Raw genomic sequence first — 14,465 nt, 5'->3', positions numbered from 1 at the left:
AAGGCGGGCCATTGAACCGATCGGAGCCGGGTCCGCAATCCACCTCGAGCTTGCCTGTTGTTACTTTAGGGCTGAACCTCGATCGGCAGGCCTATCTGGTCGGTCAACGTTTGAGCCGCGTCCTTCTCCGTTTGCTCAGGCCTCGCGATCGGCAGCTTGATTGTAAACACGGTTCCTTCACCCTTCACGCTGTCAACGTGAATTTCGCCGTTATGCAACTCAATCACCTGCTTCACTAGGTTGAGGCCGATACCCGTCCCCGCGATGCCGGATGAACTTCTCGCCCGGAAATAGCGCCCGAACATCTTGGGCAAGTCGTCCGCGTCGATGCCGATGCCCTCGTCGCGAACGGTAATCTGGACACAGTCGTTTTCCTGCCACCCCGTCACATAGACGTCTGGAGAGTCCGGCGCGTATTTTACAGCATTTGAGAAGAGATTGGTGAACACCTGCTCCAGCGCCGCACCGTCGCCGTAGATCGTCGAGGGAAGCCGCTCCAGATCGAGCAGGAACCGGTGCGATTTGCGTATACTTTCCTGCCGCGCAATGCAGGTCCCAATGATGTCGCCCAGTGCGCATGGCTTGCGGACGATATCGATGTGGCCGTGATCCAAGCGCCCGACTGCGAGGATGCTTTCCATCAATTCCAGCATTCGCGAAACTGCGCTGCGGATCTGCTCCGTCTTCTCACTGATGAATTCCGAGGTCACCGCGTTCTTGCGGCGAACGAGACGCTGCGCCGCGCCGTCGATGATCGAAAGCGGCGTCCGGAATTCGTGAGACGCCATGGAGACGAATTGCCGCTGCAGCTCGTTGACCTGCCGCTCTTGATCGAGCATCCGTTCCAGTTCCGTAGCCTGACGCGCAATTTCTGCAGTTCTGCTGCGCACTGTTTCCTCAAGATCATCGCGATGCTGAAGCAGTGCCCTTTCCGCACGTTTTCGCTCGGTGACGTCGACTGCGGCAATCAGGGACGCCGGATGAGCGTCGAAGGCAAGTTGGCTCGAATAGATAAAGGCCTCGATTTCGGCTCCGCAAGCCGTCCGGTGCCGCTGAGACCGATTGACGTCGCTCACCTGCTCCGCATCGGTGACCGCGGCTTTCATTCTTTCCCGATCCTCCGGGGGAAGGATGTCCAGGAGTGTCATGGAAAGAAAAAGGTCACGATCATAACCGTAGTGATCAAGAGCCGCCTGGTTGACGTCGAGAAATTGAAGGCTCTCCCGGTCCTGAACCCACATCGGCAGGGGGTTTCCTTCGAATAGCAGCCGGAAGGAAGCCTCACGCATCTTGAGATCCGTGATGTCGACGCGAATCCCCACGCTTCCGCCGCCCGAGACGCGTCGCTCCTCTATCCGGACCCATCGGTTCCCCGGGAGGCGCTGCTCATGGGCGCTCTTCGGCTCCGCATGACGAGCCAATCGATCGGCCAGCCATTCCTCCTCACGGCCGATCGCTTCGGGATACTGGCCACGCTGCAGCCCGCTGCGAAGTCTTTCCTCGAAACCCATGCCCTTGACGATGGGAGCACCGCTTTCAGCGTAGAGCTGTTCGTAGCGGCGATTCCACATCACATATCGATCATCTTCATCGAACAGTGCCAGGCCTTCCGGGACGACTTCGAAGGCGGCCAGCAGCCGCGCATGGGCTGCTCTTGCCTCCTGCTCTGCGCGCTCGGCCAGCGCATGAGCTTGAGCAAGAGATCGTTCGGCTAGTCGCGCCTCGGTCACGTCCTCATGCGTCGACACCCAGCCCCCGTCAGCAGTACGCTGATGGCAGCCTCGGATGACCTTGCCCGATTTAAGTTCCTTAATCCACACCTGCGACGAAGCGCCAGCGTTGGTGTCTTCCGCCCATGCGAGGTATTCCTCTGTGGACATCGTTGGAAAGGCTCCGACTTCGTCCCTCAACTTTATAATGTCTTCGAGCGACTGCCCGGGGTGGATCAGGGCCGGATCGACCCCGTAAACCTCGGCGTAGCGACTGTTGGACAAGGCCAATGTACCGTCCGCGTGGAAGAGGCAAACACCCTGGCTCATGCTGGCGAGTGCGGTTCGAAGCTGTTCGTCCTGACTAACAATCTGCTTGCGAATGCGGCTCGATGCGAGTTGTGCGTTCACGCGCGCGCCAAGTTCCCTGCTGTCGATCGTGCTTGAGACACAGTCAGCCGCACCGGCCTCAAAACCAGCGATCCTTCCATCGATATCGCCTTCGGGAGTGACCAGGATTACCGGTATTTCAGACGTCGCCGAACTGCGTTTCAGCTGGCGGCAGATTTGGACGCCGCACAAGTCTGCGAATTGAATGTCGAGCAGGATCAGGTGGGGTTGTGACTCCTCCACGATCGTTTGGAGGTCCTCCAAGCGGTCGCACGCTGGAACAGCCGAGATCTCGATGTTTTCTGCCGGAAGCCGATCGAGGTCCAGCTTGGCCGCATCCGCGCCCATGACGAGAACAGCCGTCCGTCGATGAGTGATGTTCTGGGCGACCAGCATCGGAGCGGCCCGACCGTCCGGAGCCGCGGGCAGCGACGATGAATGCAATCGAAGGGGAACCGCTGTCGTCAATGAAGGTCGCCTACCATTCCGCGCTGGCCTGTTGCACGCCCACAATACGTATTGAGCGTTAAGGAGAGCTTATGCGCGCTGTTGCGGGACCCGGTGGCGCCCGAAGCCTCTCAGCTTTTGTGCAGGACGTAGTCGCGCATGACCGTGCCGAGCCTGGCGAGATTGACCTTCAACTCATTATAATCGGTTATTTTCTCTCGGGTATCCTCGTCCATGTAGAGTTTGCGGTTGAGCTCGATCTGGATGCTGTGGCGGTTTTTGCCAGGCGCGCTGTAGGCAGAAACCAGCTCGGCGCCCTTGAAGGGTACGTTGAGCGACACCGAGTATCCAAAACCTTCCAGCGTTTCGACGACCAGTTTCACGAAATCCGGTTCGCTCGCCACGCCTTCGTAATCCCCGACCACGATATCCTTGCGGACCGTGCCGGCCGGATCGGGCGACAGCACGTGGCCGATCGCCGGCATCGAATGGCAGTTGATGTGATAGACCTTTCCGAAGGCCGCATAGGTCTCGTCGAGCAGCCGCACCATTTCGCGGTGGTAGGGCCGCCAATAGGTGTCGATGCGGTCCTCCAGCTCCTTCACTGTCAACTTGCGGCCATACATCGGTGTGTCGCCCCAGGCGTAACGCCAGGTGAGACCCATGCCGCGGCGGGCCGAGGCGCTGTCGCGCGTCGGATGAGGCCATTTGCCCTCGACCATTTCCAGGTCGACATCCTTCATCGACCGGTTGAGGTCGAGGAAACTGCGCGGAAAATGGGCGATCAGCAGCGGAGCCCCGATCGAGGGGGCGAAGCCGAAGAGATCGTCCACATAGGTGTCGGAAGCGGCGCGCACCAGCTCGTCGGAAGCGGTGCGCTCGAAATCCGGCAATGTCAGGCCGCTATGGGGCGAGTCGAACACCATGGGGATGGTCGGCGCAGTCGGCGGAATGATCTCGAGAACGCCGTCGATGTCGACGGGGGCGAAGGTCAGGTCGGTCATGGGAGCCTCGTTCAGGCCGTGGCGGCGTAGGCAGCGGGGTAGGTGATGTCGGGCATGCCGATAAAGGCACTGCCGCGCCTGCCGATCATGCCGGGAGCGGCAAAGGGCCGGGGATAGACGACGGCCGCTGCGGGCTTCACCTTGGCGATCTTTTCGAGGGCTTCGATCTGATCGGCCGGCATGTCGACATTGACGATGATGTCGCTATGCGGGCCGGTCGTCATGCGCGGCATGTTCATCGCCTCCTCGATATCGAGCCCCGCATGCAGGATCATGCCGGTAAGCTGGGCAAGCGAAGGAACGATCTGGTTGCCGCCGGCCGCACCGAAAGCTGCAAAAGCGCCGTTCTCGTCGGTGATCGCCACCGGGCACATGTTGCTCGGCGCATAGGCGTTCGGCGTCAGCGAGTTGGCGCGGCCGGGCGTCGGGTCGAACCAGGACATGCCGTTGTTCAAGAGAATGCCCGTCGATGGCGACAGCGCGCGGGCGCCAAAACGGTTGAGCAGCGTGAAGGTGATCGCCACCATCCGGCCTTCGGAATCCACCGCGTTGACCTGCGTCGTGCTGGTCTTGTTGGTCGTCTCGGCCGGGTTGAGGCGTTTGCGATGGGCGCCGAAACTCTCCCAGAGGGCTTCGGCCATGGCTGTAAAGAAACCAGCGTCGACCGGGCCTTTTCCGCGCTTCCTGTCGAAGTGATCGAGCGCGTCGAAGAGCCGCTGGCCGGCGCTGGTTTCTCCCGCCACATGCACGGTCTTGCCCTGCAATGGCATGGTCCGGGACGGGTAGAGGAGGGGAGCGTAGTTGCTTAAGTCCTCCAAAGTCATCGAACTGCCGCCGGCATTGAGGTCGGTCACCAGCTTCTCGCCGATCGCGCCGCCATAGAGCGAATCCGGGCCTTCGTTGGCCAGCTGCTCCAGTGTCTTCGCAAGCTGCGCGAGCGGCAGGGTGGCGCCGGGCTCTGGCGCGTGGCCGCTCGGGAGAAAGATCGACCGGGCGCCGGGATCCATGGCGAGCTCGCCTTCGGCGATCGCTATCGCCAGCGTCGTGTGCCAGTCGACATACATGCCCTTGCGTGCACGATCGATTGCCGGCTGAAGTGCCCGGTCGAAGCCGATCGTGCCGTAACGTTTCAGCGCTTCCGCGAAGCCGCGCACGCAGCCGGGCACGACGGCCGCGGTAAAGCCGCGGACGTTGCGGTTGTCGATCGACGCCGGGTGGCCGATGAAGGTCTTGATGCTCGGATCGGGCTTATAGAATTCCTCGTCAAAATACGAAGGCACGCGCCCCGTGAATTCGACGACCTCGACCTTTCCGTCCGGCTGGGCGACCAGCATGTAACCGCAGGCCGCCAGACTGGTCATCCAGGGTTCGACGGTCTGCAAGGTGAAGGCGGCGGTCACGGCGGCGTCGACGGCATTGCCGCCCGCCGACAGGACCGCCGCCCCAGCCTCGGCCGCCGCGTAGTGCTGGGAGGTGACGACGCCGCGTTCGCTGACGCCGGCCACCTTGCGATAGATGCCGCGCTCGACGCGCAGGTGATTGTATTGCAGATTTTCCATCATTTCGGCTCCAGCGCGGCAGCAACCAGGCGGCTTGCGCCCGATAAGTCGCCAAGCTTTTCGCCGGCAGCGACCTTGTCCTTGTTGCGGCCCGCGCGCGCCTGTCGCGCAATCGCTTCCTCGACGACCTCCTCGGCCTCGTCGACCGGGATCACCACGATGCCACTCGCATCAGCGACGACAACATCGCCCGGAAGCACCGGAACGTTGCCGCAGGAGATCGGCAGGTTGAGCGAGCCGCCGAGATCGTTGAGCCTGGTGGTGATGCCGGAGACACCACGTGACCAGAACGGCAAATCGAGTTCGAGGATCTCCTCGACATCGGTGCACGGACCGTCGAGCACGACGCCGATGGCGCCCGCCGTCTTGATCGCGAAGGCGACGCCGCCGCCGATGCAGGCATGCCGGTCGTCGCCGAGCCTGTCGACGAACAGGAAATCGCCGGGGCGGATGAAGCCGATCGCATGATGCAGCAGGGTGGAGTCGGTCGCCGGGATCGCCACCGTCACCGCCGTGCCGACCAGCGTCCTGCCAGGCTCGACCACCGGCGTGATCGAATGGTGCACGAAACCGCGGTGGCGAAAATGGCCGATGGTCGCGACTTCGACGCTTTCGAACTTGGCGATGAGTTCCGGATCGACCTGTTTCGGCGCACTGCCGATATGATATTTCTTCATGGGGTTTCCTCCCGGGACTTTGCCGTCCCGGTCTCGTTTTCACTGGCGTGGTGCTGCCAGCCCTTGCCGGGCACGGCGGCGAGCAGTTCCTTCGTGTAGGTTTCCTTCGGCGCACCGAACAGCGAGGCGGGATCGCCCCGTTCGACGATCCGCCCGTTGCGCATCACCGCGATATTGTCGCAGATCTGGCTCGCGACCCTGAGGTCGTGGGTGATGAACAGGATGCCGAAGCCGAGCCGTTCCTGCATGTCGGCGAGCAGTTTCAACACCTGCGCCTGCACAGAGACGTCGAGGGCGGAGACGCTCTCGTCGGCGATCAGCAGTTCCGGCTCGACGGCAAGCGCCCGGGCGATGCAGATGCGCTGCCTCTGGCCGCCGGAGAACTCGTGCGGGAAACGGGTCGCCGAGGCGCGGTCGAGGCCGCAGGCTTCGAGGAGGTCGAGCGCGCGGGCCATCGCCGCCTTGCGGTCGAGGCCGTGGATGACCGGGCCTTCGGCGATGGAGTCGCCGACCTTCTGGCGCGGATCGAGCGCGGTATACGGATCCTGGAAAACGATCTGAACCTTGCGGCGTGCCTCGCGCAGCGCCTTGCCGTTGAGGCCGGCGAAATCGCCGCCGGAGATCAGGATGTCGCCGCTTTCCGGCTGCACGAGGCGGATGACGCATTGCGCCAGCGTCGACTTGCCGGAGCCGGATTCGCCGACCAAGCCCAGCGTCTCGCCGCGGCGGATGGTGATATCGACGTCGTCCACGGCCTTCACCGTGCGGCCGCCGCCGAAAAGGCCGGACCGGGAGAAGGTCTTGACGATATTTTTGGCGATCAGCACCGGACTGCCGAGGCCTTCGCGTTCCTTGCGCGGTGTCAGCGTCGGCACGGCCGCGAGCAGGCGGCGGGTGTAATCCTGTTGCGGATGGTTGAGGATTTCGTCACGCGTGCCGATCTCGATCAGCTTGCCCATCTGCATCACCGCGACGCGGTCGGCGATCTCGGCGACGACGCCGAAATCATGGGTGATGAAGATGATGCCGGTATCGTGCCGGGCGCGCAGGTCGAGCATCAGCTTGAGGATCTGCGCCTGGGTGGTGACATCGAGTGCGGTGGTCGGTTCGTCGGCGATCAGCACGGACGGATCGAGCGCAAGTGCTGTCGCGATCATCACGCGCTGGCACTGGCCGCCGGAAAGCTGGTGCGGATAGGAATGGAAGATCTGCTCCGGATTGGGAAGCTGCACTTCGCGGAAGAGATCGATGACCTTCTTGCGGATCTCCGCCTGTGAGAACGATGTGTGGATCCGGAACGTCTCCGACACCTGCTCTCCGACCCGGAAGATCGGGTTGAGGGCGGCGGTCGGCTCCTGGAAGATCATCGCAATACGCCGCCCTGTGATGTCCCGGCGGGTCGCTTCATCGAGGGTCAGCAGGTTCTTGCCCTCGAACATTACCTTGCCTTGGGGCTTGCCGAGGTTGCGGGGCAGGAGCCCCATGGCGGCGAGCGCCGTCAGCGATTTTCCGGAACCGGATTCTCCGACGATGCAGAGGATCTCGCCCTTGCTGACCGACAGCGACAGGTCTTCGACCGCAAAGGCGCGATCGGCGCCGCGTGGCAGCGGCACGTTCAGGCGCTCGATGGAAAGCCGCTCGTTGCTCATGATGCCGCCTTTTCCGTCTGCGGTGAAAAGGCCGTCACCGAGCGCATGTCGCAGCGGCGCAGATGTTCGACGAAACGGGCGCAGAAGCCGACGAGATGTTCGACCATCTTTTCGCCCTTCTCGGCGCTGGCAAGCAACGGGTCGCCGCCGAGCATGCCGTCGGCATTCACCTCGTCGCAATTGAGCGGCACATGCACCGGCATGCCCTCGAACTGGACGTTGTTGACGCCGCCGGTCGGCAGGCCGAAGGCCTTTTCACGCACCGAGGGGCGGGCGAGGTCCATACGCATCAATTCGGGGAAGAGATGCAGGTAGATCGAGGTCAGCGGATCGCCGCCATGGCCGCGGACCGCAGCGACCGAGGGACCGTGCAACTCCTTCCAGAGCGCATCCGGGATCGCCTGCCAGAGATTGATGAAGGCGACCGAAACGCCGCGCTCGGCGCGGATGCGGCGAAGCGTCTGGTCGAAAAGCGGCGCATTGCTGGTATGGCCGTTCAGGATCAGGATATGCTCGATGCCGTGATCCAGAAAGGCGGTCACGGTATCCTCGACCACGGCCGAGAAGGTCGACGCACGGAACTGTATGCCGCCCGGGATGGTCTTGAAGAAATCGGCGTAACCGAAGGGGATGATCGGCGCGACGATCGCGTAGGAGGCTTCCGCCACTTTTGCCGCCACCGCTTCGGTCAGCATGAAATCGCCCATCGGGGCATGGGGTCCCTGTTCCTCCTGGCTTCCGAAGGGCAGCAGGATGACGGGCTTTTCGGAAAGAAGTTCGCGGAACTCCGCGAACGTCATGTCCTTCAGCGCATGCTTGCGTTTGATGCTCATCATACGAACTTGAAGTAATCGCCGTAGATGCGCATCTCGCCGTTCGGCTTGAACTTGAACTGGATGCCGGCGCGGTGGGCGCAGTTGTAGACGCTCTTCCACATGTAGTAGCCGGGCGTCACCTTCTGCCAGGCATCCGAAAGTTCCAGATAGGCTCGTCTGCGGTCCTCGAACTCGATCGCCTCGTCGAACTTCTTGCCGGCGGCCAGATATTCCGGCGTCGGATCCCAGGTCTTCCAGGTGGCGGTGGAGCGCGATGCGGTCGGGCCCCAATCGAGCCACAGCGGCTGGTAGGGGTCGCCGGGGATGAAGTCCGAGCTCATCGACATGTTCATCAGATGGTAGGGGCGGCGATAGACGAGTTCGAAATTGTCGAGGATCTGCGCCTCGACATTGATGCCGACCTCGCGCCATTGCTCGACCATGATCTCGGCTGCCGCCTCGTAGTTCGGATAATACTGGCGGGTGATGTGCCAGATGAGCTTCTCGCCCTTGTATTTGGTCTTGGCGACCAGCGCCTTGGCGGCCGCGACGTCGTAGGGAAGCTTCACCGGCGCCTTCGGATCGTAGAACTTGCCGTATTCCGTGAAGTTGAAGGGTACCGCCGGATGTTCCGTGGTGCCGTTGAACAGCGCCTGGACGATCGCGTTCATGTCGATCGCCTGGACCATGGCGTAGCGCAGGTTCGGATCGACCAGCGGATTGTCGACCGGATCGGGGCGGGTGTTGAAGGCGAAGGCCGGATAGTTGTCGGCCAGAACGCGCTTCAGCGTCACGCCCTGGTATTTCTCGAGCGCTGCTTCCTGGTCGGTCGGAATGTTGACGATAAAGTCGAATTCCTTGGAGACGAGACCAGCCATGCGGGCGGCGAATTCCGGAACGATCTTCCATGAGATCTGCTTGACCGGCGGCGGGCCGCCCCAATAGTCGTCGAAGGCTTCCAGGACCATGATCTCGCCGGAGCGGAAGGTCGTCACCTTGTAGGGGCCGGTGCCGATCGGTTTCTGGCCGAAGGCGTCGACGCCGACTTCCATGTAATATTTCTTCGGCACAACGAAGCCGATATAGCCGGTGAGCTTGCTCGGGATATTCGGGTCCGGCCGCTCGGTCTCGATCTCGAACGTGTATTTCCCGGTTGCCTCGACGCGCTTGAAGCCGGCGGTGAAAGTCTTGCCGCGCGGCTCGAATGGTTTTGCGCCCCAGAGACGTTCGGGGGACAGCGTGAAGACCGCGTCTTCCGCCGTCATCTCGGTACCGTCGTGGAACTTCACTCCCTCACGCAACGTGAAGGTCCATATATTGCCCTTCTGCTCCCATTTCGTCGCGAGCTTCGGCGCGAAGATCAGGCCGTTCTCGTCCTTGATGTAGTCGCGGTCGACGAGGTTGTCGTAGAAATTCGGGAAGATACGGCGCGACGTGGTCGAGATGCCGTTGATCGTCGCCATATTGACCCAGAGATTGTCGACCGCGATATTGAGCGACGGCCGGTCGGCGGCATTTGCCTTCGGGAGGCTGCCCACCATCGACAGTGCCCCCGCTCCGAGGATGAGATTTCCCACTTCACGTCTTGTAAACATCGTTCCACCTTCCCTTGTTCATTTATGTTCGAGCGGCATTTTCAGGTTGTTCGGGCACGCAGCATCGGATCGAGGCGGTCACGCAGCCAATCGCCGACGATGCTCATCGAAAGAGTGACGAGAAAAATGACCAACCCGGGCCAGACCGAGATCCACCAGGCGGTCGAGAGGTAGTCGCGGCCGTCGCCGAGGATCTGGCCGAGGCTGGTCTGGGGGGCCTGGATGCCGAGGCCCAGGAAGCTGAGCGAGGTTTCCAGGAGGATGATCTGCGGGAACGTCAGGGTCACCTGGACGATCAGGGCACTCGCCACGTTCGGCAGCACATGCTTGAGATAGAGCCGGCCGTTGCCGGCGCCGAGCGCGACGATCGCCTTGGCATAAGGCTGGTTGATCGCCGAAAGAACCACGCCACGGGAGAGGCGGGCGTATTTCTCCCATCCGAACAGGCCCATCAAGATGATGAACAGCGTCATGCTGTTGCCGAAGAAGGCAAGCAGCGTCAGGGTGATGAGGATGAATGGCAGCGACGCCTGGAAGTCGACCAGCATCATCAGCACCTCCTCGACCCAGCCGCGGAAATGCGCGGAGATGAAGCCGACAACGGAGCCGAAGACGGCGCCGATGATCGTGCCGGCAATCGCCACCGAAAGCGACATCTGCAGACCGGCAATCACTCTTGCGACCATGTCGCGGCCGATGCGATCGGTGCCGAGCGGGAAGCTCGGATTGCTGCCTGTCATGAAGGCCGGCGGCTTCAGGCGGGCCAGCAGGTTCTGTTGCGACACGCCGTGCGTCGTGAAGACATTGCCGATGATGGCGACGATTACCGTGATCGCCAGGATGACGATGGCGAAAACGAGAATGGGGGAAACGCGCTTCATCTGCCGGCCCTCAATTCTGCACGCGGATGCGCGGGTCGAGGAGGCCGTAGAGCAGGTCGACGACCAGATTTGCGAGCACCATCGTCACCGCCATGACCAGCACCAGCCCCTGAACCACGGCAAGGTCACGCGAGGACACGGCCGTCACCAGCAGCCGCCCGACGCCCGGCCATGCGAACACGGTCTCGACGACGATGGCGCCGCCGATCAGTTCACCGAGATTAAGGCCGATAATGGTGACGAGCGGGATGCTGGCATTCGGTAGCGCGTGGAAGATGATGCGTTTCCAGTAACCAACGCCCTTGGCGGCCGCGGCCCGGATATAGAGCTTGTCCAGCACTTCCAGCATGGCCGAGCGGGTGAAGCGGGCGAGGGTGCCGGCCGTGAAGGTCGCAAGCGTGATCGCAGGCATGATCAGGTGCCAGACGGTGCCGGTGCCGGAACTCGGCAGCCATTGCAGGCTAAGCGAGAAGAGCAGGATCATCAGGATGCCGAGGAAGAAGTTCGGCAGGGCGAAGCCGAACACGGCGGTCGCCATGATCAGGTTGTCGAAGGTCGAACCGCGCTTGATGGCGGCGAGGATGCCGGCCGGAACGCCGATCAGGATGGCCCCGATATAGGAGAAAAGGCCGAGGATCAGCGTCCACGGAACCCGTTCGGCGATGATGTCGATGACCTCGCGGCCGTCGCGATAGGAAATGCCGAACTGGCCGGTCGCCATCTGGATGACGTAGCGGAAATACTGGATCCAGAGCGGGTCATCGAGACGCCAGAGCTGGCGAAACTGTTCGACTTCCTCAGGGGTGGCATCGGCGCCGACAAGCGCCACGACCGGATCCCCGGACGTTCTCAGCACCACGAATACGAAAGTCACCACGAACCAAAGCGTCAACACGGTCCGCAAAATTTTTAACACCCAGAAACGCGTCATTACGCTCCGTTTCGGAAGCCGAAGCTCCAGCTGTTCCAATTTTATTGTCGTTTTTTTTAAAACTAATCACGGGAATAGATTATTATCTATTACAAAATCATGGGAGTATTGATATGTTTTGGATATGAAATACGGCATCGAATTTCGTCACCTCCACTATTTCGCCTGCGTCGCCGAAGAGCTGCATTTCAGCCGCGCCGCCGACAAGCTCGGAATGGCGCAGGCGCCGCTCAGCCAACAGATCCGGCAGCTCGAAGATCGCCTCGGCACCAAGCTTTTCCGCCGCACGACGCGCCGCGTGAAGCTGACGCCTGCCGGCGAGATCTTCCTGCGTCACGCCCAGGAAATCCTAGGAGGTATCGACAGGGCGGTCACGCATACCCGTTCCATTTCCGGTGACGATAGCGGAACGATTTCCGTCAGCGGGGTGCATGTGGCGCTATCGCATGTCCTGCCGCCGGTAATTTCGGACTTTCGAAAACGCTATCCGGCGATGACCGTCGACGTGCAGGTGCTCGGCACCGCACAGCAGCTCGAACTGCTCCAGAGCAGTAAAGTGCAGGTGGCCTTCATCCGCCCGACCAACCCGACAGGTTTCTTGAAGACCGAGCATATCTTGCAGGAAGGTTTCGTGGCGGTGCTGCCCAGGGAGCATCGGCTGGCGCAGAAGGAAGACCTGACTGTAAAAGATTTCGCCGGCGAGCCCATCATCACCTATGCCCCGACCGTGGGAGCGAGCTACTACCACGCGATCATGGGCGCACTGCGCCGGGCCGGCGTCTACCCGGTCATCGTGCAGGAGGTCTCGCATACCCTGGCGATCGGCACACTGGTGGCGGCCGGCGTCGGGATTGCGATCGCGCCGTCCTGGCTCGCCCACAATCCAAGCCCATACCTCGTGTACAGGCGGCTCGACGACATCCCCGCCGAAGTCGAACTGCTCGTCGCCTGGCATGCGGAGGAAAAATCGAAGATCGTGCTCGATTTTGTCGAGACGACGCGTCGGATTGCAGCAACGAAGGACGTGAGGACCGCTATCAAGTGGCCAGCCAGGTCCATCCCGCCGGCACAATTGGAAACGATCGACGGACGGTCCGAATAGCCAGCTGGGGCAGGCAAGCGGCGCAGCCATTGATTGACAGGGAGCCTGAAATCTGGTGCGATTGCGGCGCGGCTTGAGGAGGCTGCGTCATGGAGGAGGACGATCGGATATGATCAGGCTGGTTGTAGCCACAGCGTTTGTTGCCCTCATGCCCGGCTTGACGCCGGCCGTCGCCGCGGATTCTTCGCCCGAAGCGAGATGCTCGGCGGCGAAGACCCTTCAACTGGCCGGGTTCGACATGAAGGTCGCGAGCGCCGATCACATCAAGGACAAGGGACCGGGACATTGTCTCGTCAGTGGTTCGTTCGAACAGCGCACCGGCGCGGACGGCAAGGCTTATGCCATCGGGTTTTCCATTGCTTTGCCGGACAGTTGGACAGGAAGGTTTCTGGTGCAAGGCGGCGGAGGCCTGAATGGCGTGGTGCGGCCGGCCCTGGGAGACGTGGCCGCCGGAACGCAAAATGGTCTTTCCCGTGGTTTCGCCGTCATTTCGCATGACAGCGGCCACAAGGGCGAAGCCTGGGACGCCTCCTTCCGGGCGGATCAGATTGCCACGTTGAATTTCGCCGGCTGGTCGGTCGAGAAGGTCACGGTGCTCGGCAAGGCATTGGTCGCCACCTATTACGGCAAGGTCGCTGATCGCTCCTATTTCGCAGGATGCTCAACCGGCGGGCGCGAGGCGATGGCCTCGGCGCAACGATTTCCCACGTTGTTCGACGGCATTATCTCCGGGGCTCCGGCCATGCGAACAAGCCGTTCGAACATGTCGCTCGCTGCCAAGAACGTTGCGATGAACAAGATATCGCCGGCCGGCGCTGACGGCGCTCCGGACCGAACGAAAGCCTTCTCGGACGGTGATCGCGATCTGGTCCTCAAGGGGATACTGAAGTCCTGTGATGGTCTCGATGGCATCGAGGACGGGATGATCGCAAACGCAGCCGCTTGCAAATTCGATCCGGCGAGCCTCCTTTGCCCTGCCGGAAAAGCCGACGGGTGCCTCACGAAGCAGCAGGTGGACGTGGTGGCTGAGACGTTTTCGCCGACACTCGATGCATCAGGTCGGCCCGCCTATGTGGCGTTTCCCTACGATACGGGCGTCATGAGCACGGCAGATCCCATTCCAGGGCTCATGCGGTTCGATGACAAGCGCAACCGGCAGTTCAAGAATAACGCCATGAGTTTCGATGTGGACGATGCCGTTCAGAAGGCCGACATCGACGATCCGCAGCAAAGGCTGATCAACGCCGATCAATGGACGGATCTCAGTTCCTTCGCCGCCCGGGGAAGCAAGATCATTTTCTTCCATGGAGTGAGTGATCCGTGGTTCTCCTCCAACGATACGGTCGATTTCTTCAACCGGATGAGCACGGCGACCAAGACCAGCAAGCGGGTGGAGGACTGGGCCAAGCTCTATCTCGTTCCGGGCATGGCCCATTGCCGTGGCGGCCCCGCCGGTCTCGATCAGTTCGACATGTTGACCGAGTTGGTCGACTGGGTAGAAAAGGATGAAGCTCCGCGGAGTGTCGAAGCTTCGGGCAAGGCTTTCCCCGGTCGGACCCGTCCGCTATGCCCCTACCCGTCCTACGCGCAATACAAGGGGGACGGAAATATCGACAGCGCGGCAAGTTTCGACTGCCGGAACCGCTAACATAAGTCCCTTGGTCTTGCACGATTGAGCGCAAGCGACTGGATTCCGGACTCCAGTC

11 protein-coding genes are annotated in these 14,465 nt (G+C 61.7%); 2 read left to right on the top strand and 9 right to left on the bottom strand.

All coding sequences use genetic code 11. The features are described from left to right. Nucleotides 1-65 precede the first annotated feature (65 nt). The 9 genes from LZK81_RS24050 to LZK81_RS24010 all read right to left on the bottom strand — a co-directional run bounded on the left by LZK81_RS24050 (nt 66) and on the right by LZK81_RS24010 (nt 11,657). Nucleotides 66-2,495: a PAS-domain containing protein gene (locus tag LZK81_RS24050; RefSeq protein ID WP_233957567.1), complete on the bottom strand. Its 2,430-nt coding sequence runs from the start codon at nt 2,493-2,495 to the stop codon at nt 66-68. Between the two features lie 182 nt (nt 2,496-2,677). Beyond that, nucleotides 2,678-3,550 carry an N-formylglutamate amidohydrolase gene (locus tag LZK81_RS24045; protein WP_233957566.1) on the bottom strand — a complete coding sequence of 291 codons (873 nt, stop codon included), beginning with the start codon at nt 3,548-3,550 and terminating at the stop codon, nt 2,678-2,680. Between the two features lie 11 nt (nt 3,551-3,561). Beyond that, nucleotides 3,562-5,109 (bottom strand): gamma-glutamyltransferase, encoded by a 1,548-nt coding sequence (locus LZK81_RS24040; RefSeq protein WP_233957565.1) that lies wholly within the window; start codon nt 5,107-5,109, stop codon nt 3,562-3,564. Further along, nucleotides 5,109-5,786 carry an RraA family protein gene (locus tag LZK81_RS24035; protein ID WP_233957564.1) on the bottom strand — a complete coding sequence of 226 codons (678 nt, stop codon included), beginning with the start codon at nt 5,784-5,786 and terminating at the stop codon, nt 5,109-5,111. Before LZK81_RS24035 ends, LZK81_RS24040 begins: the two co-directional genes overlap by 1 nt. Further along, nucleotides 5,783-7,435, bottom strand: a complete 1,653-nt coding sequence (locus LZK81_RS24030; RefSeq protein ID WP_233957563.1) for an ABC transporter ATP-binding protein — start codon at nt 7,433-7,435, stop codon at nt 5,783-5,785. The genes LZK81_RS24035 and LZK81_RS24030 overlap by 4 nt, the downstream gene beginning before the upstream one ends. Continuing rightward, complete coding sequence (locus tag LZK81_RS24025) at nt 7,432-8,268, bottom strand: creatininase family protein (RefSeq protein ID WP_326491527.1); 837 nt, start codon at nt 8,266-8,268, stop codon at nt 7,432-7,434. Before LZK81_RS24025 ends, LZK81_RS24030 begins: the two co-directional genes overlap by 4 nt. After that, nucleotides 8,268-9,845: an ABC transporter substrate-binding protein gene (locus LZK81_RS24020; protein WP_233957561.1), complete on the bottom strand. Its 1,578-nt coding sequence runs from the start codon at nt 9,843-9,845 to the stop codon at nt 8,268-8,270. Before LZK81_RS24020 ends, LZK81_RS24025 begins: the two co-directional genes overlap by 1 nt. A 41-nt stretch (nt 9,846-9,886) precedes the next feature. Further along, complete coding sequence (locus LZK81_RS24015; protein WP_046606490.1) at nt 9,887-10,726, bottom strand: ABC transporter permease; 840 nt, start codon at nt 10,724-10,726, stop codon at nt 9,887-9,889. Between the two features lie 10 nt (nt 10,727-10,736). Then, nucleotides 10,737-11,657, bottom strand: a complete 921-nt coding sequence (locus LZK81_RS24010; RefSeq protein ID WP_046606488.1) for an ABC transporter permease — start codon at nt 11,655-11,657, stop codon at nt 10,737-10,739. Nucleotides 11,658-11,781: 124 nt separating this feature from the next. Between LZK81_RS24010 and LZK81_RS24005 the strand changes: the two genes are divergently transcribed. Both LZK81_RS24005 and LZK81_RS24000 read left to right on the top strand, forming a co-directional pair. Continuing rightward, on the top strand, nt 11,782-12,759 hold the full coding sequence (locus LZK81_RS24005) for a LysR family transcriptional regulator (RefSeq protein WP_233957864.1): 978 nt from the start codon (nt 11,782-11,784) through the stop codon (nt 12,757-12,759). 61 nt (nt 12,760-12,820) lie between these two features. Continuing rightward, the gene (locus tag LZK81_RS24000) at nt 12,821-14,407 is read left to right on the top strand and encodes a tannase/feruloyl esterase family alpha/beta hydrolase (protein WP_233957560.1); all 1,587 of its coding nucleotides are present in this window, start codon (nt 12,821-12,823) and stop codon (nt 14,405-14,407) included. The last annotated feature ends 58 nt before the right edge of the window (nt 14,408-14,465 follow it).

The organism is Neorhizobium galegae, from assembly GCF_021391675.1.
GTDB lineage: Bacteria > Pseudomonadota > Alphaproteobacteria > Rhizobiales > Rhizobiaceae > Neorhizobium > Neorhizobium galegae_B.
Note: the sequence above shows the minus strand (reverse complement) of the source record. Positions and strands in the feature narration are given on the sequence as shown.

Coding starts and splice junctions, on each gene's coding strand:
- LZK81_RS24050 (WP_233957567.1), bottom strand. CDS start 2,495: ATGCTGGTCGCCCAGAACATCACTCATCGACGGACGGCTGTTCTCGTC.
- LZK81_RS24045 (WP_233957566.1), bottom strand. CDS start 3,550: ATGACCGACCTGACCTTCGCCCCCGTCGACATCGACGGCGTTCTCGAG.
- LZK81_RS24040 (WP_233957565.1), bottom strand. CDS start 5,109: ATGGAAAATCTGCAATACAATCACCTGCGCGTCGAGCGCGGCATCTAT.
- LZK81_RS24035 (WP_233957564.1), bottom strand. CDS start 5,786: ATGAAGAAATATCATATCGGCAGTGCGCCGAAACAGGTCGATCCGGAA.
- LZK81_RS24030 (WP_233957563.1), bottom strand. CDS start 7,435: ATGAGCAACGAGCGGCTTTCCATCGAGCGCCTGAACGTGCCGCTGCCA.
- LZK81_RS24025 (WP_326491527.1), bottom strand. CDS start 8,268: ATGAGCATCAAACGCAAGCATGCGCTGAAGGACATGACGTTCGCGGAG.
- LZK81_RS24020 (WP_233957561.1), bottom strand. CDS start 9,845: ATGTTTACAAGACGTGAAGTGGGAAATCTCATCCTCGGAGCGGGGGCA.
- LZK81_RS24015 (WP_046606490.1), bottom strand. CDS start 10,726: ATGAAGCGCGTTTCCCCCATTCTCGTTTTCGCCATCGTCATCCTGGCG.
- LZK81_RS24010 (WP_046606488.1), bottom strand. CDS start 11,657: ATGACGCGTTTCTGGGTGTTAAAAATTTTGCGGACCGTGTTGACGCTT.
- LZK81_RS24005 (WP_233957864.1), top strand. CDS start 11,782: ATGAAATACGGCATCGAATTTCGTCACCTCCACTATTTCGCCTGCGTC.